General features: G+C 48.6%; 18 protein-coding genes. 14 read left to right on the forward strand and 4 right to left on the reverse strand.

The window, feature by feature from the left end; all coding sequences use genetic code 11:
• Positions 1 to 614: 614 nt before the first annotated feature.
• From IEV97_RS20020 to rpiB, 5 genes are all read left to right on the forward strand, one after another.
• The gene (locus IEV97_RS20020) at positions 615 to 2873 is read left to right on the forward strand and encodes an Ig-like domain-containing protein (RefSeq protein WP_229733833.1); all 2259 of its coding nucleotides are present in this window, start codon (positions 615 to 617) and stop codon (positions 2871 to 2873) included.
• 692 nt (positions 2874 to 3565) lie between these two features.
• Positions 3566 to 9712, forward strand: coding sequence for an IPT/TIG domain-containing protein (locus IEV97_RS07175; RefSeq protein ID WP_188500819.1), 6147 nt, complete (start codon positions 3566 to 3568; stop codon positions 9710 to 9712).
• Positions 9713 to 9956: 244 nt separating this feature from the next.
• Entirely contained in the window at positions 9957 to 11231 is a 1275-nt protein-coding gene (gene glyA, locus IEV97_RS07180; protein WP_188500820.1) for a serine hydroxymethyltransferase, read from the forward strand.
• Between the two features lie 33 nt (positions 11232 to 11264).
• Positions 11265 to 12113: a twin-arginine translocase subunit TatC gene (gene tatC / locus IEV97_RS07185; protein ID WP_188500821.1), complete on the forward strand. Its 849-nt coding sequence runs from the start codon at positions 11265 to 11267 to the stop codon at positions 12111 to 12113.
• A gap of 4 nt (positions 12114 to 12117) precedes the next feature.
• Entirely contained in the window at positions 12118 to 12555 is a 438-nt protein-coding gene (gene rpiB / locus IEV97_RS07190; RefSeq protein WP_188500822.1) for a ribose 5-phosphate isomerase B, read from the forward strand.
• A gap of 16 nt (positions 12556 to 12571) precedes the next feature.
• Here rpiB and IEV97_RS07195 read toward each other — a convergent pair whose 3' ends face one another.
• Positions 12572 to 13936 (reverse strand): hypothetical protein, encoded by a 1365-nt coding sequence (locus IEV97_RS07195; RefSeq protein ID WP_188500823.1) that lies wholly within the window; start codon positions 13934 to 13936, stop codon positions 12572 to 12574.
• A 145-nt stretch (positions 13937 to 14081) separates the two neighbouring features.
• Here IEV97_RS07195 and rbfA point away from each other — a divergent pair, with 145 nt between their 5' ends.
• The 9 genes from rbfA (at position 14082) to IEV97_RS07240 (ending at position 24629) form a co-directional block, all read left to right on the forward strand.
• Complete coding sequence (gene rbfA / locus IEV97_RS07200) at positions 14082 to 14477, forward strand: 30S ribosome-binding factor RbfA (RefSeq protein ID WP_188500824.1); 396 nt, start codon at positions 14082 to 14084, stop codon at positions 14475 to 14477.
• Positions 14478 to 14494: 17 nt separating this feature from the next.
• Positions 14495 to 15304 (forward strand): class I SAM-dependent methyltransferase, encoded by an 810-nt coding sequence (locus IEV97_RS07205; RefSeq protein ID WP_188500825.1) that lies wholly within the window; start codon positions 14495 to 14497, stop codon positions 15302 to 15304.
• A gap of 241 nt (positions 15305 to 15545) precedes the next feature.
• The gene (locus IEV97_RS07210; protein WP_188500826.1) at positions 15546 to 16769 is read left to right on the forward strand and encodes an ABC transporter permease; all 1224 of its coding nucleotides are present in this window, start codon (positions 15546 to 15548) and stop codon (positions 16767 to 16769) included.
• A 49-nt stretch (positions 16770 to 16818) separates the two neighbouring features.
• The gene (locus tag IEV97_RS07215; protein ID WP_188500827.1) at positions 16819 to 17496 is read left to right on the forward strand and encodes a hypothetical protein; all 678 of its coding nucleotides are present in this window, start codon (positions 16819 to 16821) and stop codon (positions 17494 to 17496) included.
• Positions 17497 to 17676: 180 nt separating this feature from the next.
• Positions 17677 to 20610: a DEAD/DEAH box helicase gene (locus tag IEV97_RS07220; RefSeq protein WP_188500828.1), complete on the forward strand. Its 2934-nt coding sequence runs from the start codon at positions 17677 to 17679 to the stop codon at positions 20608 to 20610.
• A gap of 502 nt (positions 20611 to 21112) precedes the next feature.
• Positions 21113 to 21553, forward strand: a complete 441-nt coding sequence (locus IEV97_RS07225) for an SRPBCC family protein (RefSeq protein ID WP_188500829.1) — start codon at positions 21113 to 21115, stop codon at positions 21551 to 21553.
• Between the two features lie 131 nt (positions 21554 to 21684).
• Positions 21685 to 23181 (forward strand): 1-hydroxycarotenoid 3,4-desaturase CrtD, encoded by a 1497-nt coding sequence (gene crtD / locus IEV97_RS07230; protein ID WP_188500830.1) that lies wholly within the window; start codon positions 21685 to 21687, stop codon positions 23179 to 23181.
• Entirely contained in the window at positions 23174 to 23857 is a 684-nt protein-coding gene (locus IEV97_RS07235) for a carotenoid biosynthesis protein (RefSeq protein ID WP_188500831.1), read from the forward strand. The genes crtD and IEV97_RS07235 overlap by 8 nt, the downstream gene beginning before the upstream one ends.
• 163 nt (positions 23858 to 24020) lie before the next feature.
• On the forward strand, positions 24021 to 24629 hold the full coding sequence (locus IEV97_RS07240) for a TetR/AcrR family transcriptional regulator (protein WP_188500832.1): 609 nt from the start codon (positions 24021 to 24023) through the stop codon (positions 24627 to 24629).
• A gap of 82 nt (positions 24630 to 24711) precedes the next feature.
• Here IEV97_RS07240 and IEV97_RS07245 read toward each other — a convergent pair whose 3' ends face one another.
• From IEV97_RS07245 to IEV97_RS07255, 3 genes are all read right to left on the reverse strand, one after another.
• Complete coding sequence (locus tag IEV97_RS07245; RefSeq protein ID WP_188500833.1) at positions 24712 to 24954, reverse strand: DUF6952 family protein; 243 nt, start codon at positions 24952 to 24954, stop codon at positions 24712 to 24714.
• A gap of 2 nt (positions 24955 to 24956) precedes the next feature.
• A complete protein-coding gene (locus IEV97_RS07250; RefSeq protein WP_188500834.1) occupies positions 24957 to 25277 on the reverse strand; it encodes a thioredoxin family protein in 321 nt (106 codons plus the stop codon).
• 152 nt (positions 25278 to 25429) lie between these two features.
• Complete coding sequence (locus IEV97_RS07255; protein ID WP_229733834.1) at positions 25430 to 26047, reverse strand: Tll0287-like domain-containing protein; 618 nt, start codon at positions 26045 to 26047, stop codon at positions 25430 to 25432.
• Positions 26048 to 26154 lie beyond the last annotated feature (107 nt).

A 26154-nucleotide genomic window follows, 5' to 3' on the forward strand; every position in this document is an offset into this window, starting at 1 on the left:
CACTGCCAAAATTGTAGGTCTCGAAGCTTGTACATTATTGTATCCTTAATTAAGGTTTAGACCAAGAATCATAAGTGCTGATTAATGAAATATAGCCTGCTAGTTTAAAAGTAAACATTAATAGGGTGTTTAAATATTAAAATATTAAGTAAAAAATTAATATTTTTTAGTCCAATTCTAGATTTTGATATGCATGAGCATAAGTGGCTGATATCCATAAGTTTGATTTGATGTATATAATTTTTTACTGAGAATATTTGTTGATGTAAAGAATGATGAATGATGCAATTTGTAAATTTCCATTAAAAAAAATAACAATAATTGCATGGATATTACCTGCCCTATCATTAATATTGCTTTATATTAATAATTATTTATATTAATTTAGTTAAAGGCAAAATAATTCTCCTGAATATTTTAATGGGTAGAAAGTGATTCTGTAAGTCAGCAAACTGCTTATTGTCTTATAGTTAGTCAAACTATACCTATCTGGCTAGGTTTCTAGAAATAGAGTCCTAAAAAATGCTGTAAAAAGCATGAATGGGATTACTGTGTCCATACCTAGTCTCCGGTCAAGCCACTACCAAGCTGAATCTTCTAATTTTTTGTTCATTATGAAACACATCTACAATCCAACTAAGGCCGTTCACATCCAGCAGCCATCTGCCAAAGCTATGGGGGCAGCTGCGGCAAGCAAAATTTTTATGTTAATGTTGCTAAGCTTTTTCCTACTGGTGAGTGAGGAGAGTTTTGGGCAGACTATTACTAATATTTCACCAAGTTGTGTGATAGCTGGTCAAGACGTTACTTTCACGATTAACGGTGATAAATTTAATACTGGAGGAGGTAATCCGTCTTATATTATACTAAATGAAAGTAGTGATTATATAATACCTTTATCTATATCAAAAAATCAAATAGTAGTTACTATTCCTGGTAATCGTATAAGTGGGACTAGTCTCTCATTTAAGGTTGGTCAGCCGAGTGGGGAGTCAACAAATCCGGGCACAATTAACGTTGTACAGTTGGTGGGGATTCCTGGTCAAACTTGCGTAGCTGGTAATAGTGTTACTCTTTCAGCAACAGGGTCCTCCAATGGTAACTATCGTTGGTATGCATCTGCAACTGGTGGGACATCAATAGGCCAACAGTCGACATTACTTTTAAACGGTTTACAAAACAGTACAACATATTATGTTAGCGCTGTTATCGGAGGATGTGAAACAGCAAGAATACCTGTACAAGCGGTGGTGGGAAACAGTATTATACCAACGGCTGTGAATAATGGAAGATGTAATGCTGGTCAATTAACTATAAGTGTTACAGGAGCGCCAGTAAACACCGAGTATCGATGGTATAATACTCCAACTTCAAATTCTATACAACATACAGGTGCTACATTGACTGATGTATTTGATAGGACAACAACTTATTATGTAAGCATTTACAATGCAACTAGTGGCGGCTGTGAAAGTGCGAGAGTACCTGTAACAGCAACCATCGGAAACCCACCTACACCAACTATTACATCTGATGGAGACTGTGGGAATGGAAATCCAACTATTACCTTAACAGCCCATGGAGCTTTAGGTAGTCAAGTTTATAGATGGTATAGGGATGCATCAGGCGGAACACCTATTAAAACAGGTAATACATTGTCAATTAGAAGAAATAGTGAATCAGGTTACTACTATGTGGCAGTTTATGATGCAAATGGTAACTGTGAAAGTTCAGCTAGAGCTATAATAAATATCACAAATGAAGCACCAGCTGCCCCACAAGCAACAAATGGCGTTAGATGCGGAGAAGGGGAGGTGGTGCTTAGTGCCTCAGGTGCTTTAGGGGGAGAGACTTATAGGTGGTACACCACGCAATCAGGCGGGAGCTACTTGAGCCAAGGCCTATCATTCACTACACCTACAATCCAAGCAGGAACGAGTATTAACTATTATGTAAGTAAAGTAAACATAGGGACAGGATGTGATGGGGAAAGAGTACTTATAACAGCAACGGCAAACCCCATAGTTTCCACAGCTATTGAAGGAAATATAGTAGGGCTAGCGAACCCAGAGGTGAATAAGAGAGCTGATTATACCTATGAAATTAATATTCCAGACAATGAAATCATAGGTCATGAATGGCTAATATATTATAACAATACACCTGAGCCATTAAGGGTTGTAGGAGGTAAAACATATACCATAGAATCTGTGCCTGCAGAAATGGAAAGGGTTGCTGTTGTACTACAGCTTGCGCCAGGAATTTGCTATACAGCAGCAAGCATTGATGGGAAAATTGCTATCGATGATCTTCCAATCACTCCCCTCCCAGTAGAGCTCATGTTCTTCAAAGCGCAGGCACAGACAAAAGGTGTGAACCTAACCTGGGCAACTGCTTCGGAACTGGAGAACAAAGGCTTTGAAGTGCAGGTATCAAGCAACGGTAGAGATTTTAAGGCAATCGGTTTTGTAGAGAGTAAAGTAGGAACAACTTCACTGCGCCAAGACTACAGCTTCCTGGATACAAAAGCAGTGTCTGGCACACGCTACTACCGCCTGAAGCAGGTTGATTTTGACGGTACAACTTCCTTCTCGCCAATCAGAGCTGTTGCTTTGGATGCAGGTAACAGCACAGTTTCAGCATATCCGAATCCGTTTGATGATGCAGTTATTGTGACACTTAACGGCACAGAAGCTAGAAATGTGCAGGTAGTTTTGATGGATGCGATGGGGAAAGTACTGCTGCAGCGCACCGAAGAGACATCCGGGAACTCCATTACAGTCGATATGCGCAACGTCACGACCAAAGGCATGTATGTGCTGCATGTACTTGATAACAACACAAAGCATACCTTCAAGATTATGAAGCGCTAGGTATAAGATACTACTAGCTTTTTAAAAGGGCAGCTGCAATAAAATGCAGCTGCCCTTTTTTGCTTTATGGCAAGGGCGCTCTTCGAGTCATTTGGAAGCTAGCAACAGAGTATAGGCATCACTGGGTATGTGGAAGAAGGAAGTCAATATTAGAAGTGGTTGTGTAGGGGAAGGCGATAAGAACAAGAGAATTATTGACTAAAGAGATTATCTCTTCAAGAGATTAAACCTAATGAAAGGTGTTCCGCAAAATATAATAGACAGCAAATAGAAGGTTGTGGCTTTATCCATATAACTGGGACAAAAAAATGCTCTATTATATACATAAACCAAAATGTTTATAGAATTGTGCAATAAGCATCTAAGGTAGATTGGATTAAAGACAGAGGTATAATAATAAGAATTTTATATATATACTTTTACAATGCAATATGGGAAGAACAATGTGCGAACACTTTTTATTCATATGCTGGGTAGGCATATAACAAAAAGTGTCCATGTGCCCTTGAATAGGGCTATATATAAAAAAGGCCACTACAAATCAAAAAAGGCATATTACTAAGTAAATATTAAAATCGGACAAAAAAAGAGTCTAATTGATTGCTGAAATGAAAGATAAATTATCTTATTTTGTGGCAATTAACTTTTCATTAAAACAGCACAATAAAATTAGTAACCCTTAACTTTTAGCTATGGCACAACTCTACAATCCCACTTTAAGCCGGCTATTGCGTTCACTGCTCCTGCAGTGCGTGATTATGCTGGGTCTGGTCTCCGCCGCATTGGCGCAGGCTACACTGCCAATCAATTATGATGGTCCTTGGGGAGCAGAACTACCTCAAGGTTGGTCAAAAACTGGCTCCATCATCACTGGGCAGGACTTAGAAGGCGGAAGCCAAGGCTCAGCACAGTTCAGGAGTGCGGGCGCTACCATCCAAATTAGCTTTGCAAACGCAAGCACTACTGATTTCAGATTGAGATATAGCCTGCAAGCTGTAACAACAAGATCTGGATATAGTGCGAGCTTTACTGTTAGCTATTCTACAGATAATGGGAGCACCTATACGCCAACTGAAAGCGCAAATGCCATAACACCAGCAAGAACTGCGCAGCGATTGACGGATTTACTTCCGGCAGCTACGACCAATATCCGCTTCACGCTTAATTCTGTTTCTGAAGCTTACGTTTTGCTTGATGCGATTGAGTTGGTGCAAACTCCGGAAGTACTTGCAGTTACGCCAACTAGTGGCGTGCCTGGAACGGCTGTAACCATTACAGGTAACCGCCTGAATAACGCTACAGTTAAGTTTGGGGAAATTGAAGTGCCTGCGACATTGACTATTAAAGATGCTACAGGTGCAGAAAGCACAGTAGATGGAGTTACCATTAATGCAGCAGGTACAGAGATTATTGCTTATGTACCTTACGGTGCAGTAGCAAACTCTCCTATTATAGTTACGACACAGTACGGCACAACAGCACAAGTTGACTTTACAGTGCTAGCGCCGACATTTGACCCAACCACTCCTTTCTCACCAATCTCAGGTATAGCAGGTGCTACGGTAGAATTGTTTGGCAACAACTTCATCGATGCAAGAGAAGTGCTTTTTAATGGAGCAGCCGCGACATTCACTGTTAATCACAACGGCAAAATTACCGCTACTATACCTAACTTGGCTAGTTCAGGTCCGATAACTGTGACCACTCCAGCGGGTAGTGTAGAAAGTATAGCGTTCGATGTGCCAGAGCCGACTATCATAACCTTTTCTCCTGCTTTTGGAGAAGCTCTTGAAACAGAAGTAATCATCTCGGGTGAAAACTACCACAATGTGACGAAAGTTGAGTTTAATGGTGTCGCTGTAACAAGCTTCACAGTTAATGAAACAAATAACGAAATAACGGTAACCGTGCCACTTGGCGCGAGCACAGGTCCAATAACTGTGACAAGCCCTGCGGGTATAGCAACTAGCGCCGATCCATTTGAAGTGCCAGCGCCAGCTTTTGTAGCGCGTGTAATCGTTGAAGGTGAAGCCCCAGTAGAGTTCAACCCAACCAAAACAGGTGCAGGGAAAACAATCACTATCTTTGGTGAAAACCTGGCAAGCGTAAGCCGCGTGGTATTCGCTGGTGCTGAAGGCGAAGGTGTTGATGGTACTAACCTAGTTGCTATTACGGATACTGAGTTGACAGTAACTGTACCAGTAGGTGCAGCCACTGGCTTCCTGCAGTTAATTGCTCCAGGGGAAAAATCAGCGACAAGCTCACAAGAGTTTGAGTTTGTGCCAGCTCCTGTTATTGCTGAAGTAAACCCAATATATGGTGAAAGAAATGCTCAAATAACTATAACAGGATCTAACTTCCAAGATGCAGAATCTGTTAAAATTGGTAATGGTACAGTAGCCGCAGCGGACTTCATTTCAAATACGGGCAGTGTAATCACTCTATCTGTACCTAACGAAGCCACTACAGGCACTGTGTCTGTAACGACACCACTTGGTGGTACTGGTGTTTGGAACGGAACATTTGATGTGGTGCTCGCGCCGACCATCATAGCCTTTACACCTAATGAAGGTCCGATTGGTCAAGAGATAACATTGAAAGGCACAAACTTGAAGTATGTAACAGAGGTTGTTTTCCTTGGAGATAACAATACAGAAGAAGATACCGATGCAAGAGTAACCTTTACAACACCTAACGACAGCGAAACACAGCTTGTGTTCAGTGTACCAACAGGTGCGACAGCTAGCAAAGGTAAGCTGCTCGTTAGAAACTCTGTTGACGCCGCTGTTTCTGAAGTTGAGTTTGAAGTGATTCTTCGCCCAGTAGTGCAGTCTATCACGCCAACTATGGGTGTGGTTGCTTCCACAGTAACAATAAATGGTTATAACTTCGACAACGCAACATCACTAAACTTTGGCGGTGTAGTAATACCAGCAGCGACAGAAGGTACAGAAGGCTTCACAGTTGTATCGGATAATCAGATTACAGTAACAGTTCCAGAGGAAGCACTTGTTATCTCGCCTATCGTTATCACAAACGCATCTGGCAACAGCGAGCCTGTAAACTTCACGGTAATCAAAACGCCTACTATTGTTTCATTTGTTGAGGAAAGAGGCATCGTGGGCAGTGAAGTTGTTATCACTGGTACAAACTTCTACGGCGAAAATATTACGGTATCTTTTGCAAGTGCAGAAGGCAGTGTTGATGCGCCAGCTAGAGACGTTACTCCTACTCAGCTGAAAGTATCGGTTCCTGCAGGTGCTGTTACAGGTAACCTGATAGTAACGAATGCAGCCGGATCAAGCGAGCCAAGCACAGATACATATGTAGTTGCAACAACTGCAGAAATCTTCAGCTTCACCCCTACTACCGGTAAAGTAGGTGATGACGTAACAATTACTGGCTGGTTGATGCAGAATGTGACAGAGGTTGCCTTCAATGGAACAAAAGCAGCAGTAACGCCAAACGCTGAAGGTAGAACACTTACAGTGAAAGTGCCTGAAGGTGCTACAACTGGTAGATTATCTCTGTTCGAAGGTGAGAATTCAGTGTTTACAACAGCAGAAGACCAAATTTTCACTGTTATACCTGCACCAACCATCGCAACAGTTAACCCTAACAGCGGCGTTGGTGGAACAGTGGTAACCATCACAGGTACCAACTTCATTGATGTAACGTCTGTTACCTTTAATGGTGTGGCAGTTGCTACAGCGGATATTGCAGTTAATGAAACATTCGACGTGCTTACAGTAACAGTACCAACTACGGCTACTACTGGTGCCTTAGTAGTTACTGCAGATGCTGGTGAAGCAATTTATGCGAACTTTATAGTTCCAACACCTGCTGCCATCACATTCACAAACAACACTGCATCTCCATTTAAGAGCTATGCGGACCAGCTGGTTACAATTAGAGGTCAATACTTCACCAATGCAACAGAAATTGACTTTAACGGAAAGAAGATTACTACAGGTATAACTGTAGTAGACGAAGTTGAAGGCAGCACTGAAGCTGACCGCTTCCAGTTGATTACTGTTAAGGCGCCGTTTGATGCAGGAACAGGTAAGATCACAGTAACTACTCCTGCTGGTTCAGGTGTGAGTGCTGATGACTATACTGTGAAAGAACCTAAGATAGCCAGCATCAGTGCTACTGAAGGTTACGCAGCCCAAACAGTATTAACGATTACAGGGGAATTGTTTACGCAATACTGGAATGAAACATTGAATAACAATGAAGGTGGCGAGGATGTGAAAGCGCCAATTGTTAAGTTCAATGGAGCACAGGTTGAAGCTACAAACTATTCGCCAGAAGGCACTAGCATTACGGTGACAGTACCAGGTTCTGCCAGAACAGGTAGTGTAACAGTTATGTCTGGTAGCGGCGAAAGTGAGCCAGTACAGTTTAATGTACTTGCTCCTGTGTTATCATCTGTTACACCTACAGCAGTTTATGCAGGCCAAACGGTAACAATCTCAGGTACAAACTTTATCAACATAAGAAGTATGTCCTATGGTAACATTCCAATTACTGGTTATAATGTTGAGTTAACTGATACGGTGAAAGGCACAGGTACTATCACCTTCGTGGCGCCAGTAATCAACCACAATACAACAAATACATTATCAGTAACCTCAACAAGTGGCACAGGTAGTACAGACGTATTTACAATATATAGGCCAGTAATTTCTAATGTCTTCGAAACAGGTAAAGAAAGCCCTGCAGACAGAAGAGTATACGCTGGCGTAAACACTATTACGATAAAAGGTACACGCTTCGACGAATATTGGAATGGAGCAGTTACTAGTGCCAACCCTACGTTATCTCTAGTAAGAACAGGTACTAATGGAACTGTAACACCACTAACAAATTTCACCTTAACACCAAGTGCAAACGAGGCAGGCGAAGATGTAATTGTTGCCAATATTCCAGCAAATATGTCGGCGGGAGATTACTTTGTTAGAGTAGGCAGCGAGAGCGGCACAGGACAATCTTCTGGAGCAGCTGGTACAATCACTGTTCTTGGTACGCCAACTATCACTAGCCTGAGCAAAGTAGTTGGTCTTGTAGGTGACGAGTTGATTATCAACGGTACATTCTTCGATGACGCCACTAAAGTAACTTTCTTGGGTATTGATGGAGAAGAAGATGAAGTAGAAGCTGTCAACCCAACAGTAACCTCAACTTCTATAACCGTTAAAGTACCAGTAGGAGCTACAATCGGTAAAATAGCGGTAACCACTCCTTTTGGAGGTGGAGAAGGAACTACTGTGGTAAGTACTCAAATCTTCAGAGTAGTGAAAGCGCCGATTGTGTATGACTTTAATGCGAAAGAAGGACCATCTGGCTCAATTGTAACTATTACTGGCGAGAACCTGATTGCAGTTAATGGCATGATAAAAGTGTCATTCAAAGGTCATGGTGGTGAGGCTGTTCCTGCTCCACTTGCTAGTCAAATTGAGCTAACTGCAGAAGTTAAATCACAGGACCTTGTGACTGCTCGTTCAATTACAGTAGAAGTTCCAGCCAACGCGCTTACAGGAGTAATTACACTGACAAATGAAGTAAGTTCAACTACTACGGCTGAATCGAGAGATACTGAAGTTGACGTGTACACAGTAACCAGCCCAGTAGTAGTAAGATTCGAAAGAGCCTCCGACAATAGCGCTATTGATGCTGACAGACCTGCTCGTCTGCTTGAAACTATAAATGTAAGAGGCTACAACTTAGTAGGTGTGCAAGGTCTGAGAATAGGCAGCACAAATGTATTTGGCTATTACGAGGAGAGTCAGCACACCTTGGAAATGATTGTGCCAAGAACAACACCTAGATCAGCTGTAGTAACTGTAACAACTATAGTAGGCACTGATACGAGCGAAGATATGCTTGAAATCATAAGACCGAATATTACAGTTAGCCCTACAGTGCTAAGCTTCAAAGCAGCGACTGAAACAAATGGTGTGTGGAATTACGAGGTTAAGAACTACACTGTAACGGCAACCAACCTCGCAGTGGGACAAAACTTAACTATCTCCTTAAGTGAGAACATGCCATATCTGCTTTCACTTGATCCTAACTCAACTGCAGAAGATGCTTGGACGACAGGTATGACGCTTTCAGCAGACGAAAACGGTAACTTGACAAAGGTTGTTTATGCTAGAAATAATAGCACAGCAGTTGCGAATGATGAGAGCAGTAGACAGACAGTACTTGCTAATCATACTTCATTAGAAGCAATGACAGCTACTGTAACCCTACAGTCTGAAATCATCCCACTCCCAGTAGAACTCATCGCTTTCAACGCCAGAAAAGAAGGCAACGGTGTTCAACTGACATGGGCGACAGCTTCTGAGTTGGATAACGACTACTTCGAAGTGCAGATGACAGAAGACCTGAAAGGTGAGTTTAAGGCTGTAGGCAAAGTGAAGAGCAAAGTGAACACGACTTCGCTTCGTCATGACTATCAGTTCAACCACAAAGGCAACTTCAACGGCACACGTTACTACAGACTGAAGCAAGTAGACCTGGATGGTACAACCGATTACAGCAAAGTGGTGGCCGTATCGTCTAACGGCGTGAACCTGGCAGTTGGCCCAAGAGTGTATCCTAACCCAATCAACGCTGACTCTAAACTGGTATACAACGCCGACAGAGCAGGTAAGTTGAATGTGCGTATCGTGAACATGAATGGCTCAGCCGTACAGAACCTGAGCTACGACATCGAGGAAGGTGAGAACACCATCCTTCTGAACCTGAACAACAACCTACCAACAGGTATCTACATCCTGATGACAGAGTTCAACGGTAAAATGGAGCAGGTAAAACTGATGAAGCAGTAGACCCAAAGCTCACCTATTATAAAAGAAGGCCCGCCAAATTGGCGGGCCTTCTTTTTTTGCGCTCAGGTATAGCGAATCATACATAGGTATAGCGCGCCCGGTACAGGTATAGCAAAATCCAATATACAAGCCAAGAGCAGGAATGACCACCGCTATACCTGTCCCTTCCTCATATAAACATTTGAAACATTGGTTTATTCAGGCGCAAGCTTTAATTTTGAAGGAATATAAAAACAAAGAAGCCATGCAGAAAGATACAGCCATATTTGACCTGATTGCAAAAGAAAAAGCACGCCAGACCCACGGCATCGAACTGATCGCGTCCGAGAACTTCGTTTCGGATCAGGTGATGGAGGCGATGGGCAGCGTCATGACCAACAAGTACGCCGAAGGCCTGCCGGGCAAGCGCTACTATGGTGGTTGCGAGATTGTGGATCAGTCAGAGCAGCTGGCGATCGATCGGGCTAAGGAGCTGTTTGGAGCTAGCTGGGCCAACGTGCAGCCGCACTCTGGTGCGCAGGCTAACGCCGCTGTGATGCTCGCCGTATTGCAGCCAGGCGACAAGATCCTGGGCTTTGACCTGTCGCATGGCGGTCACCTGACGCATGGTTCTCCTGTTAACTTCTCGGGCAAACTGTATCAGCCAAGTTTCTATGGCGTGGAGCAGGAAACAGGCCTGATCGACTTTGACAAAGTGGTAGAGACAGCGCGTCGTGAGCAGCCAAAGCTAATCATCTGTGGTGCTTCTGCCTACAGCCGCGACTGGGATTACAAAAAACTGCGTGCCGCCGCCGACGAGGTAGGCGCCTTGCTGATGGCGGATATCTCCCATCCGTCCGGACTGATCGCCAAAGGCCTTCTGAACAACCCATTTGAGCATTGCCACATCATCACCACGACCACGCACAAAACACTGCGCGGACCAAGAGGCGGTATGATCATGATGGGCAAAGACTTTGAAAACCCATTTGGCATCAAAACTCCGAAAGGCGAAATCCGCATGATGTCTTCTTTGCTGGACGGCGCCGTATTCCCAGGCACGCAAGGTGGACCGCTGGAGCACGTGATCGCGGCGAAAGCAGTGGCTTACTACGAGGCCTTGTCTGATGACTATATGGGCTATATCAAGCAGGTGCAGCAGAATGCACAGGCCATGGCAGCTGCCTTCGTGGAGCGTGGCTACAACATCATCTCTGGAGGCACAGACAACCACATGATGCTGATCGACCTGCGCACCAAAGGTATAACCGGCAAGCTGGCCGAGAACACACTCGTTAAGGCAGATATCACCATCAACAAGAACATGGTGCCTTTTGATGACAAGTCGCCGTTCGTGACCTCAGGTATGCGAGTAGGAACGGCTGCCATAACAACGCGCGGTCTCAAGGAGGCGGATATGGCCCGCATTGTGGAGCTGATCGATGACGTGCTGACAAACAACGAAAACGAAAGCAAAATAGACGCGGTGCGCAAAGAAGTAAACAGCTGGATGAAAGACTACCCACTTTTTGCTTATTAATCACACCACAAGAGTATCTAAGAGCGACGATTGATGGACCAACCGTACCTGGAAGAAGGAGGAGTAGAGCCGCAGCAGGAGATGTCCTTTGTGGATCATCTGGAAGAGTTAAGGTGGCACATCATCCGCTCACTCGCCTCTATTCTGATTTTTGCCGTTGCCGCGTTTTTGGCAAAAGGCTTTGTTTTTCATGATATTATCCTGGCCCCTTCCCGCACAGACTTCCTGAGCTATCGGTTTATGTGCGATGTTGGAAAGTGGATAGGCTCCGATGTGCTGTGCATAGAGGATCTGGGTTTCACCATCCAAAGCCGGCAGATGAGTGGGCAGTTCTCCATGCACATCATGGTGTCGCTGGTGCTGGGATTGGCCTGCGCCTTCCCGTATGCCTTCTGGGAGATCTGGCGATTCGTGAAACCTGGCCTGTATCCGCAGGAGCAGCAGAGCTCGCGTGGCGCTGTGTTTTGGGTATCGATCCTGTTTGCGATGGGCCTGCTGTTTGGCTACTATGTGGTTTCCCCGATCTCGATCAACTTTTTGGCAGGCTATCAGGTAGATCCGTCTATCCTCAACGAGTTTGACCTTAGCTCCTATATCTCTACGCTCACGACGCTCTGCCTGGCTTGTGCCATCATGTTTGAGCTGCCTGTCATTGTGTATTTCTTCACCAAAGCAGGCCTGCTCTCGCCGGAAGTGATGAAGCTGTACCGAAGGCATGCCATTGTCGTAATCTTAATTGTGTCAGCGGTCATCACTCCTCCGGATGTGGTCAGTCAGATGATCATATCCATTCCACTGATCATCCTGTATGAAGTAAGTATTGGTGTATCGAGAAGGATTATCAAACGCGATTTGAAAAAACTGAACGAAAATAACGCTTAGAACAATGGGATATAAAATAGCGATTGGCGGCGACCATGCCGGTTTTACTTACAAAAACCTGCTGAAAGAACAGCTAACGGCAGCCGGTCATGAAGTAACAGACTTCGGTCCTGGATCAGACGCTTCGGTGGACTATCCGGATCATGTGCACCCGCTTGCGAAGGCTGTGGTAAACAAAGAAGCTGATTTTGGAATCCTGATCTGCGGCAGCGGAAACGGGGTGGCCATGACAGCCAATAAGTACCAGGAGATACGGGCGGCCCTTTGCTGGCAGACCGAGCTGGCCAAACTTTCCCGGGAGCACAACAATGCCAACATCCTCTGTATACCTGCCCGCTTTGTGTCGCAGGAGGTAGCCGCTGATATGACACGCGTGTTTCTGGAGACAGCGTTTGAGGGCGGACGCCACCAGAACCGGGTAGACAAGATTCCGGTTTGCTAAGTCAGGTATAGCCTGTTTAGCGGGCTTTCTTATAGACTGCCGCTGTTTTCGTGGGTGCATAGCCTTCGAAAACGGACGGCAGTTTGTGTTTCAGCTGCGGCATAAGTCCCACCTGGTCTACAATGTACTCCGGAGTCTCCTGGCGGAAATTCTGGTAGAGATCATACACGGCCTGGTACTCATTGAGTCGGCCGAAGTGGCGTTGCGACAGCTGCCAGTTCAGGTATGGCGTCGCCAGCTTGTTATGCTCATAGTAGCTCAGGTCGTCGCCCAGCACCAAAACAGAGCTGCCTTTAACTTCTCCGCTCGCACCGCCCTCCGGAAGCAGTAATTGGGAGTCATCTATCTTCACAAAGGACGCTATACCCAGGGGTTGCCGGTAGCGGATGAGCAACACCCCACCCAGCAGGATAAAAAATAGCAGGTTCAATATCCACTTCTTGATGCGGCTTGTAAACAGAAACTCGCCAAAATAGGCAATGGGAGGCAGTATGACCACAAATGAGCCAACTGACAGTTCATGACGTGTCACCAACACCAAAACGCTCACCACGAGCCATACCGTCATGAGTTGCTGAAACTTGCCCTGGAACACGAGGCGCTGCGGCAGCGAAGTGGTGCTGATGAGCGAGAGGAGCAGGATGGCTGCGGGAAGTGCCAGCGCCAGGGCCAGGTGTGCCGGCGGTACCAAAGGGTTGATGCCAAACTGCCAGGACTGCAGCAGGTGCATTTCCACAAACTGAGAAGCTGTGTTGGTGTACAGGTAGTAGGTAAACAGCACGGCATATGGGAAGGCAAAGCCGCACAGCATCAGCAGGAAGCTTCTGAATGTGTTGGAGGCGAAGAGTACCACCCCAAAGGCCGCCACCAGCAGAAACTGGGCCAGTGGCAGGTAGCTGAGCGCCGCAAGTCCCACCATAAAGCCCCCGACAAACAGGCGGTTGTTTTCAAAACCCTCCCGCGAGATGGTGATTATATAAGGGAGCGACAGAATAAGGAACGTATTGCCGATCAATAGCGGCGTCAGCATGTCAAACTCAAACGTAAGGCTGCCCATAAGCAGGTAAAGCAAGGCCGGAATGTAGCCCTTGCCGGCGTATACCTGGTGCCGGTTGAGCGTCACATTGAACATGATCGCCTGAAAGAGCAGCAGTAGCGTAGCCACGATCCGGTAACTCAGGTATGAGCGCCCCGCTATCACATCGATCGTCCAGTATACGAAGGCCGAAAGCGGTGCTGTGGTGTCGTAAATATCGCTGTACATGGCAAAACCACCCGCCATGCGCTCCCCTACCAGCATATGCAGCAGCTCAGATGAGGTAGCAGGTATACCCAAAAAGAGAAGAGGCAACCGGATAGCCAGGAACAGTAATACCAGCAAAAATAAGCGGGAAGGCAGTATGCTTCGGAAGTAACTAATCAAAGGAAGACGGAGTTAGAAAGAACTATACACCAGCCTGGGCCGAAATGAGTACGGCACAATTGGGGTAAAAATGCGAAATTAATATGATATTTGCATCTTCAATATGGAAAGTAAAAGACAACAGAAATTTTCGCGCCTTATTCAGAAGGAGTTGGCAGAGGTCTTCCAGCGGGAAGTGCCACACTTGTTCGGAGGCGCCTATATATCGGTAAGCGTAGTGCGTGTGTCGCCCGATCTGGGACTGGCGCGTGTATACCTGAGCGTGATGAACGCCAAGGACGGCAACGAGATGCTCCTGCAGGAACTGCGGGTCAATACCAAGACGATCCGCCACCTGCTGGCGCAGCGTATTAAGAGCCAGGTACGGGTAGTGCCTGAGCTCGTGTTCTTTCTGGACGATACCGCTGAGTACTCCGCTAAGATCGACAAACTATTTGCCAACCTCGACATACCGCCTGCTCCCGAGGAAGACGAGGAGGACGACACCTATACCCGCTAAGAAGCAGCAACACCCTTATGCAGTACGACCCGATCAAACGCGTGCTGGGCGATGTTTTTAACAAGACCCCTTTCCTGCGCCGCGTATTTTACAACCTGCTGGACCTGCTCCTGCTGCGTGCCTGGCACGTGCACAAGGAGTTGCGCGAGTGGGCCGCCAACCGCAAAAACTCAGAGCAGCACATACTCGATGCGGGCTCCGGCTTCGGACAGTATACCTATTGGCTCTCGAGCCAGAGCAGCAAGTGGAGCATACTGGCCGTTGACGTGAAGGAAGAGCAGATTTCTGACAGCAACCGCTTTTTCAGAGCCATCGGGCGGCAGAACGTGCTGTTTCGTATTGGCGATCTGGTTAAGTACCGCGAGGAAAACACCTACGACCTGATCCTGTCAGTGGATGTGATGGAGCATATTCTGGAGGATGTGGAAGTGTTCCGTAACTTCCAGGCATCGCTGGTGCCGGGTGGCATGCTGGTGATCTCCACCCCCTCTGACCAGGGAGGCTCGGACGTGCACGGCGACGATGAAACGTCGTTTATAGAGGAACACGTACGCGACGGTTATAATATCCGCGAAATTCAGGACAAGCTTTTCTCGGCCGGCTTCAGCAAAGTGGAGGCACGTTATTCTTATGGCAAGCCGGGGCAAATCTCGTGGCGGCTGTCCATGAAGTACCCGCTCCTGATGTTGAATACATCGAAGGCGTTCTTTATTCTGCTGCCATTCTATTATCTGATCACGTTTCCGATCAGTTTGGTATTAAACTGGCTTGATGTGAACGGCAAGCACGACTCTGGCACCGGCCTGATCGTGAAAGCCTGGAAATAAATTTAATTGTTGATGGCTTAATTGTTAAATGGTTAAATTGCTAATTGTTGATTGTTAAATTGTTGATCCCACAAATAATTAAATTGCTGGGAAGGCAGGAAAAGATCAAAGACCAGATGTCACATCAACAAGGTATAGCCGCCAGCCAACAAAATTATTTTTTGTAAGAACAATCAACAATCAACAATCAACAATCAACAATCAACAATCAACCTTTAGCCTAAGCGCCTATACCTGCTAAATGAACGTCCCTTATCTCATAGCGAAGCGTTATTTTTTCTCTAAGAAGAAGAGGAACATCATCAGCATTATCTCCAACATTGCCATGATCGGGGTGGCGGTGGGAACGGCGGCGCTCATCATCGTGCTGTCGGTGTTCAACGGCCTCGAAGACCTTATCCGGACCATCTACACCAGCTTTGACCCAAACCTGAAGATATCGGCTGCGGAAGGCAAGTCTTTTGAGACGGATACCGAGTTTATGAACCGCATACGCCGCACGCCTGGCGTGGCACTGGTGACAGAGGTGATCGAGGACAATGCGCTGCTGCGTTACAACGACCGCCAAATGGTGGTGAAGGTAAAGGGCGTGAGCGAAAACTTCTTTGAGCAGAACAAAATTGGCTCTTCGGTGGTGGAGGGTCACTATAACCTGTATGCCAACGATAATTACTATGCCCTGGTCGGGCGGGGGGTGCAGTACCAGCTATCCATCCGGACGAGCAATGAGTTCACGAACATGCAGTTCATGTACCCGCGCAATACCAAGTTCAATCCACTCAACCCCGAAGGAGCTTTCAAATCATTGCAGATAACGCCTGGCGGGGTGTTTGCCATCGAGCGGCAGTACGACGACGCCTATGTGTTTGTGCCCATCCAGTTTGCGGAGGAACTCATGGAGTACGGCCGGCGGCGTACGGCCATCGAGATCAAGGTAGAGAACGGGCAACGCATTGAGACGGTGAAACGCGCCTTGCAGAAGGTGCTGGGCGAGGGCTTCCTGGTACAGAACAGCGACGAGCAACACACGAGCCTGTTGCGTGCCGTCAAGGTCGAGAAGCTCTTTGTGTTCATCACCTTCGCCTTTATTCTGCTCATCGCCTCGCTCAACATCTTTTTCTCCCTCTCCATGCTGGTGATCGACAAGAAAAAGGACATTGCCGTGCTAGCCTCCATGGGCGCTACAAAAGAGCAGATCCGCAACATATTCCTGTTTGAGGGGGCGCTGGTCGCCTTTATCGGGGCTTCGTACGGTCTGTCGCTGGGAATGCTGATCGCCAACCTTCAGCAGACCTTCGGCATTGTTTCGATGGGTATGGCCACGTCGGTCGTCGACTCCTACCCTGTCAAGCTTGTGTTGATGGACTTTGTGCTGACGGGGGCCGCTATTGTGATCATTACCATGCTGGTGTCCATACGCCCTGCCCGCAAAGCGGCTGCCATGTCCGTGCGCGACAACCTGTAAGGTATAGCCGCTCCTATTCCCTTTCGCTTCGAGCTTCAAACCCCTTATCATGAAAGCTCTGCTACTGCTTTTCCTGCTTCTCGTGTCCGGCTGCTCCACAGTGGAGACTGATACAGCTATCGCAGAAGTTGCCTCAGGTATACCGCTAACCGAAACAGAAGCCTATACCTCTGCTAATAGGAAAATCCGTTTCCTGTGGCGTGAGCAGGTATACGACGCCGGACTGCAGGACTCAGTGAGCACGATTGTGATCGACCAGGCATTAGCTGATCAGCTGACCGATGCTGAACGGGCGGCTTTGGGCTATGTCGTTACTTTTATAGGTAGTGCGTGCGAGTGGGATGGTGAGGCGAACGAGGAACTCAGCAACCTGAAATGCAGGGCACTCACGGCGCTAGACCTGGGTTACCAGTGCTCCGACCAACACCTTGGCTTTCTGCAAAACTGGTTTCGAAACGATCAGGACGTGCTGGCCCGCCTGGCCTCCTGCCCGCGGGTACCCTTTACTGCCTCCAGCCAGCAAACATTCAACGAGGTATACCTGACTACCCAAGGGGACAAGATTCAGGTATGGTTTAGTGCAAGCGGCGTGAACGTGCCCATGAATGTTTCCTGGCAGTGGACGGAGGAGAACGATTTCCTGGTTCAAGATGATGCGATTAGCCTGGTGAAAGTTGATCAGTCGGAGGTGGTGAGAGGCGAATTGGGGCTGGAGAAAGGACTTTAGCGTGAACATCAATATATAGGGACTCCTATATATTGAGATTAAAAGTCTTTAATGTGTTACAACTGGTAATAGGGTGCTGGGAATATGAAAATATTTTGATTCCGGGCGCCATTTTCAAGCGTTTCAGGTAGGAAATCAGGTGTTTTTTGGATAAATTTGGAGTCCTAAAATTGTACCTGTATGAAAGTATACACCACACAGCCGTTTCAGGTAATCTATTCCCTGTTCGAGCACGAGTACCTGGGATACCTGTTCGAATCATTTGTGGTGCAGATTAATACCAAGGGCCAGCTGACTTTACAGCACCAGAATATTTCTGCCAAAAACGCCGAGGAGTTCTCCGCTCGCCTCGATGCCAAAGATTTTAAGTTGATCGACCTGATCGACCAGATTCAGCAGGACACCGTCCTGAAGAAGTTCTCCAATAAGAAACTCTCCGCCGTTGATTTTTTCCTGAAGGTATACGACCCCGAAAAGGGCGACAAAAACTTGCAGGAGGCGATCACCCACTACATGCAGGTGCGCATGAACAAGATCCTGGAAATGCTCCAGGACCGACGCACGTTTATAATGGGCAAAGACGGCGATCCTACCTGGAAAGAGATTCAGGTAGCGGCCGATAAAGCGACCGTGCGCTTTCACCTGCACCGAAACGCCGACAACACCCACTATTACCCCACCGTCAGGTACAAGGGTGAGAAGCTTAACTTCCAGTACCGCAATGCCGCCCTGATTTGCTACGAACCGGCCTGGCTGATGGTGGACGGCATCATCTATAGTTTCGAGAGTGGTATTGACGGGAAGAAGCTGCAGCCTTTCCTGAATAAGAAGTTTATCCTGATTCCGCGCTCAGTAGAGGAAAATTACTACCGCAAATTTGTGACCTCGTTGGTGGAGTCCTTCGACGTGAAGCCTAATGGGTTCGAGATAAAACCGCAGCAGTTCAGGCCCAAACCGCACTTGAACTTCTCCGAAATCAAGTCGGCTGATGTGTCTGCGCTGTTGAGTAACGGCGGCAGTGAAGCCAGCAAAGTGGACAAAGCTGCCGCAGCCGACAAGATCCTGTTTAACCTGTCGTTCAGGTATGGCGACCACATGGTGGAGGCCCAGGATGCCAAGCGCATTAGTGTGAGCATGGAAAAGACGGAGGATTCCTACATTTTCCACAAGCTGCTGCGCGATGCGGTATATGAAAAAGAGTATGTAAAGGAGCTTGCCAAGCGCGAATTGGAGGTGAAGAACGGACAGGCCGTGCTGGACAAGAGCGCTGCTTTCTCGTGGCTCAACCACAACCTGCAGGCATTGGAGCAGCTCGGCTTTACGGTGGAGCAGTCCGAGAAAAGCACGAAGCACTACTTCATTGGCGAAATCTCTGTCAACGTAGGGATAACCGAAAACAACGACTGGTTCGATATACACGGCACTGTGCGTTTCGGTGAGTTTGAAGTGCCGTTCATCAGGCTCAAAAACCACATCCTGACCCGCAACAATGAGTACGTATTGCCGAACGGACAGGTGGCGATCATACCTGAAGAGTGGTTTACGCAGTACATCGAGCTGTTTGCCTTCTCGGAGGGGGAGCACCAGCTGACACTGCGCAAGCACCACATGGCGCTGGTAAACGATCTGCAAAACGGCAACCTGGCCCAAGTGACGATGACGCGCAAGCTGGAAAAGCTGCGCGGGTTCGATGAAATAGAAGACAAACCGCTGCCAGTGGGCTTCCAGGGCGAACTGCGACCTTACCAGAAGGCGGGCTACAACTGGCTGCACTTCGTGAAGGACTTTAAGTTTGGGGGTTGTCTGGCCGATGACATGGGTCTGGGCAAGACCGTGCAGACGCTGGCCATGCTGCAGCACCGCAAAGAAAACGGCGCCGAGTCCGCTACGCTGTTGGTGATGCCTACTTCGCTGATCTACAACTGGCTGAACGAGGCGCAGAAATTCACGCCGGAACTGCGTATCCTCACCTATACCGGTACCTACCGCGAGAAGAACGTGGAGCAGTTCAAGGACTACGACCTGGTGCTGACCTCCTACGGCATCGTGCGGCTCGATACGGAATTGCTCAAGACCTACTACTTCGACTACATCATCCTGGACGAGTCGCAGGCCATCAAAAACCCGGATTCCAATACCTCAAAAGCGGTTCGTTCCCTGAAGTCGCGCCATCGCCTGATCCTGACGGGTACGCCGGTTGAGAACAGCACCATGGACCTTTGGTCACAGATGTCATTCATCAACCCGGGCCTGCTGGGTAACCAGCATTTCTTCCGGAAAGAGTTTTTGAAGCCGATAGAGAAGCAGAAGGACGAGCACAAGACCCGCCGGCTGCACGCGCTCATCAAGCCGTTCATACTCCGCAGACACAAGTCGCAGGTGGCCCGCGAGCTGCCGCCCAAGATAGAGCACACCACCTTCTGCAAGATGACAGAGGAGCAGGAGCACGCCTACGAGGAAACCAAGTCGTATTACCGCAACAAGATTTTGACCAGCCTGGAAGAAAAAGGGCCGGGCAACACGCAGTTTATGCTGTTGCAGGGTTTGATGAAGCTCCGCCAGATTGCCAACCACCCTTACATGACCGATCCGGGCTATGAAGGCGAGTCGGGTAAGCTGAAAGAGGTGATACGCATGACCAGGAGCATCGTGGCAAAAGGCCATAAGGTATTGGTGTTCAGTCAGTTTGTGAAGCATTTGGAAATTGTGAGGCAGGTGCTGGACGAGAAGGGGATAACGTACGCTTATTTGGACGGCAACACCAAAAACCGGCAGCAGCAGGTGGAATTGTTCCAGAACAACCCGAGCATTCAGGTATTTTTGATCTCGATGAAAGCCGGCGGCGTTGGCCTCAACCTGACTGCGGCAGACTACGTGTTCATCCTGGACCCGTGGTGGAACCCAGCCGTAGAGGCGCAAGCCGTGGACCGGGCCCACCGCATTGGGCAGCAGAACAAGGTCTTCACGTATAAATTCATTACCAAAGACACCGTAGAGGAGAAAATCCTGGCGCTGCAGAACCGTAAGATCCAACTTGTAACCGATTTGATCAGCACCGACGAAAACATTATCAAGAGCCTGACCAAAGAGGATATTGACAATCTGTTGAGTTAAGGGTGAATTGTTAAATGGTTGATGGTTAAATTGTTGGTTCGAGAGTGAATGATTTTGCCAAGGCCGCAGCATGCTACATGTTGCGGCTTTTTTGCAGGTATAGGTATAGCCAAGAGGGAGCAGCAACATTTGGCTCCTGATATGGTTAAACGGGTAAAGAGGTATAGCAAACAAGGTATAGCGCTGTTGCCAGCTTAAATAGCTTCTAACCTAACCTGTCATCTCGAAAAATCGAGAGATCTGGATTATTTCAAAGTATCAGTGATGTTCCAGATTTCTCCCAAAACGAGGGCCCCTACCCCGGGTCGGAATGACATAAAATCCTTAAGTTGACGACATCGGAGGCATAGCGCCGCCGCTGCTATACCTTAGCTGGACTCGTTATTGTTTTCGGAGAGCGCTGTCTATCATGAGTTATACCTGCAGCATGTCAGCAGTCCAGAATTAGAGTACTTTCTGCGAACCAACAATTTAACCATTCAGCCATTTAACCATCAATCAAATGCTCCTTCACCTCCAGACAGCAGTGCAACAGGATTACCTAAGCGTATTTCATGCTTTTGACGAGCAGCTGTTCAGGAAACTGGCGCCGCCCTACCCGCGGCTGAAGCTGTTGCGATTTGATGGCAGCGCGCCGGGAGATGTGGTGGAGGTTAAGTTGCAGACAGGTATAAGGTCCTTCCGGTGGACCAGCCTGATTACGGAGCGGGAAATAACGGACAAAGCAGCCTGGTTTGTAGACGAAGGCCAGGAAGTGCCCCCACCCCTGCGCAAATGGCGGCACAAGCATCTGGTCAAGCAGCACGGCGGTGGCGCCATCATCCACGACATCATTGAGTATAGCACCGGGTATAAGGCGCTGGATGTTATACTATACCCCTTCATGCTGGCGGCGTTCGGCATGCGGAAGCCAGTTTACAGAAAGGTGTTTCTAAAGGTATAGCTATTGGTAATACAGGTTTAGCCGTGGCGAGCTTCAGTTTTTCTCTTTTAGGTATACCAGCTATTTTCTAAAACCTTTGCCCCACCCTCGCAGTTAAGTGCAGGAAAGAAATAATCTGCTTACATTCGGATATGACGAAGGCGGCCATCATCGGTTCAGGTATAGGAGGTATAGCCACGGCTATCAGGCTGGCGGTGAAAGGCTACGACGTGACCGTGTTTGAGGCCAATGCTTCCTTTGGCGGCAAGATGCACCAGTTCGACTTGCAGGGCTATCGCTTCGATGCAGGGCCTTCGCTGTTCACGCTGCCGCACCTGGTGGATGAACTCTTTACGCTGGCTGGCCGCAACCCCACTGACTACTTTACCTATACCCGCCTTGACCCGATCACGCACTACTTCTGGCCCGATGGCAGCCGCCTGAAGGCGTATGCCGATGCGGAGGCCTTTGCAACTGAAGCAGAACGGCAATTGGGTGTAAACGCGCAGGATGTGCGGGACGTGTTGGCCAAGAGTGCGCGTCTCTACAAGGGCACAGCCGACACTTTTCTGCACAAGTCCCTGCACCGGCTCGACACCTACCTGAGCGCCGATGTGCTCAAGGCGCTGGGCTGCCTGTCGGATCTGGGACTGACAACGACGATGCACGACGCCAACGCCAGGCTATTCGATGACCCGCGCTTTGTGCAGCTGCTCGACCGCTTTGCCACTTACAATGGCTCCGACCCGTACCAGGCACCGGGCACGCTCAACCTGATTCCGCATCTAGAGCACAACATCGGCGCTTTTTTTCCGAAAGGTGGCATTTACAGCATCGCATCCAGTTTGGTGAAGCTGGCTGAGGAACTGGGCGTGGCCTTCCGGTATAACGAGCGGGTGGAGCGAATCATCACGCAGAACGGCAGGGCCGCAGGTATAGAAACCAGCCTGGGCAGGTATAGCGCCGAGGTAGTGGTGAGCAACATGGACATAGTGCCGACTTACCGTCGCCTACTGCCCGACCAACCGGCCCCGGAGCAGACGCTGCAGCAACCGCGCTCCAGTTCAGCCTTGATCTACTACTGGGGTATAGCCCGCGAGTATCCGGAACTGCACCTGCACAACATCTTTTTCAGCCAGGACTACAAGCAGGAGTTCGAGCACATTTTCCGGCACAAGTCCATCAGCCCCGACCCAACCGTGTATGTGAACATCACCTCCAAAATGGAGAAGCACGATGCGCCAGCTGGTTGCGAGAACTGGTTTGTGATGGTAAACGTGCCGCACCACCAGGGGCAGGACTGGGAGCAACTCGTCGGCACTACCCGCCAGGCCGTGACAGACAAGCTGAGCCGTATGCTACAGTCCGACCTCCGCCAGGCGATCGTCTGCGAGCAGGTGTTGGACCCTTTGCTGATCGAGCGGCAGACGTCTTCCTATGCTGGAGCGCTGTATGGCAGCAGCTCCAACAACCGCATGGCGGCTTTCCTGCGGCACCCGAACTTCAGCTCCAAATTAAAGGGGCTCTACTTTTGCGGCGGCAGTGTGCACCCGGGCGGGGGTATACCGCTGTGTTTGCTTTCTGCCCGTATAGTGGGTAACCTGGTGCCTGTCGTAACATCAGTTAACCGATCAAAACATCATGCCTGAGACCACACACCCATACCAGCCGGCTATACCTTTGCAGCAGCGCCTGAAGCCCTATGCTTTCGCAGTGGCTCTGGGAGTATTGACGATTTTTCACGCAGTGGGCTTTTGGGGGCTCCTGTTTAGTGGCGAACCCGAGAAGTTTCAGCGGCTCACCCCCATGAACCTGATCCTCACCAATGTCCTGCTCTTTTCCTTCCATCGGCGCTGGAACGCGGCCTTCCTGCTGTTTGCGCTGGTCATTGTGTCGGCGGGCTTTTTTGCTGAAGTAGTAGGTATACACACCGGTCTGCTGTTCGGAGACTACGCCTATGGAGAATCACTAGGTATAAAGGTGCTGGACGTGCCGCTGCTGATCGGGCTCAACTGGCTGATGCTCGTCTACACGTCAGGCCATTTGGTGAATATGATTGACATGCACTGGCTTATCAGGGCCGTGGTGGCAGCCCTGCTGATGGTCGGGCTCGATTTCTTTCTGGAGCCGGTGGCCATGGCCTTTGACTTCTGGGACTGGCAGGGCGGGCACATTCCGTGGACTAACTACCTGGGGTGGCTTGGGTTGGCTTTTCTGTTTCAGGTATACTTCCAAAAAGCCCCTATATACAAAGAGAACCGTCTGGCGCCCTATGTATACCTGGTGCAGGCCGTTTTCTTCATAAGCATCTGGACCTTACTGTAAATCTGCCTGACTCCGGCTCTAAGCAGTTTGCGGGGCGCAACTTATTGTGTTACATTTGCATGTTTCCCGCGAGACATCGAAAGCAAATTTAAAATATACATCAGGTCTGTTATTGCGTATAGGTATTTGTCCTATTCCGCAGCTTGATGGTCTACCCTGTTCAATGACTTTTTTAGAAACCATATTAGGTGAGCTCCTGCAGATTTTCAAGCGGGAAGGTATAGAGGCGAATTCGGACGCAGATCTGATCAGGAAGCTCGACATACGTCAGTCGACTTTTCATGAGCTTTTCTCGAGCCGGGAGAATATGGTGAAGCAGGTGATCCTGTATGATATAGAGCTGGAAAACAGAAGACAACAGGAATTGCTGGCGATGGCCTCTAATCCCGTAGAGGAAATCATGCTGCTCCTGCAGGATGGTACCAAAACGATCAAACAGATAAACCCGGTCTACATCAGTGATTTGCAGAAGTATCCGGAGGCCTGGCAGATAAGCATGCAGAACTTGATCGACAACAACCAGCATGTAAACGCCGAGATCCTGAACAGGGGCATACTGCAGGGGTATTTCCGTAAGGACATCAACCTGCAACTGGTTACCAAAATCATTCTGGAGCAGTTCTTCATGATGATCAACCCGGCCTCTTTCCCGCCTGCAAAATATGACCTGTCGGAAGTGTTCCGCAGCATTTACCTGTACTATGTGCGCGGCATCTGTACTGATATGGGCGGAAAGCTGGCAGAAGATTATTTCTCCAGGACCAATACGTAAGTAATAACTATACTATAAAAAGCAGCCGGCCCCGAAACATTACGCTTCGGGGCCGGCTGCTTTTTATAGGTGCCACACAGGGCTAGCTGATGGAAACGCGCACCTTCTTGGTATACTCACGCAGCGCCGTCTTAAAGTCCACGCCGTTGTCGTTCATGTAGGTCAGGATCCAGGCAGCGGCGATCACGTGCGTCAGCTGCTCGCCTTCGTCGTCTCCTTCTACCTCAATGGCGAGCGGTTGCTCCTCCATCAGTGCTTCCTCGGCCGCCGTCAGGGCGTCCAGCGACTGGGTCTCTACTAGTTTCTTTATTACGGGTATCTTCATTTTTAAACGGTCAATTTGGTGATCAGATCGCGTACGGCTTCTTCTTTGCTGGCGGCTACGGTGTCTACCAGTTTGCCATTCTTGAAAACAGCGAAGAAGGGCAGGTTGGTTACGCCAGCCACTTTGCGGGCCTCCGGGCTTGTCTCAGCATTCACATCCACAAAAGCCACGTTGGCAAAAGCCTCGTCGTCTGACAGGCGCTTGAACTTAGGCGCAAACAAACGGCAGCTGCCGCACCAGTCAGCGAAGTATTTCACCACCACGTTCTGGTTTGAGTTAAGTACGTTATCGAAATCGTTATCAGTTGCTACTATAACAGCCATAGTATATCTATCTTTTAAAGTTTAAACATCAGACCAGGTATAAGCCCTGATCAAACTAAGTGCAAAGGTAAGGCTTTTGGGCGTAAAATGCAGTGACATATGTCATCTTAAACCGGTTGTATGGCCCAGAAACAAACCTGACAGCGAAATGTTTAGCGTGGACGACGGCTTTTCTTGGGTTGGTCGTTGAGGAAGGCAACCAGGTCCATCTTGTCGAAGGTGAGCTCCCACATGCCCATCAGATCACCTTTTTTATAACCCGTGGCCTGGTCCTGCGGATACTTTTCTTTGATCAGGGTATAATCGGACTCGCCCAGTTCCTGGCCGACTGTGCCGTGGCAGCTAAGGCAAGTCTCGTCGCGCAGGTAGATCGGAGAGGTATAGCGGATCTGGTCCTGCCCCAGCTCCTCCACATTTGCCCCTTGCTGCTGGCCGCTGCTATACCTGGCCAGCGCCTGCGCTGTGCCGCCCCTGGCCACGTTCTGCGGATTGCGCGGCCGCTCGCTGAAGCGGCGCGAGATGGCGCCGAACTTATCCTGCAAGGCCTCCACTTCCTCAAAGTTTTCAGGCTGACAGTAAGGTATGGCGGCCGCTATACCTCCCTGAGCGAGGTGCTCCGCCAGCCGTTGGACATGCAACCGCTCCGCCACCACCACAACAGAGTCTCCGTATTTCTGGGCGGCATTGAGGATGTCCTGCTGGGTGAGGCGCTTGATCTTGTGGCGCTCCAGTTCCTGGGCTATTTCCTTCCCGCCTTCTATTGGTTTCACTTTCACGTCGCAGCCTGAAACTATAAATACAGTGGCAAGGGTTATAGTAACGAGCAAAGAGCGGGCGTTGAACATCTTTCGATACAAATTTGTAGTAGGATAAATAA

It is taken from the genome of Pontibacter amylolyticus (assembly GCF_014638845.1).
Classification (GTDB): Bacteria; Bacteroidota; Bacteroidia; order Cytophagales; family Hymenobacteraceae; genus Pontibacter; species Pontibacter amylolyticus.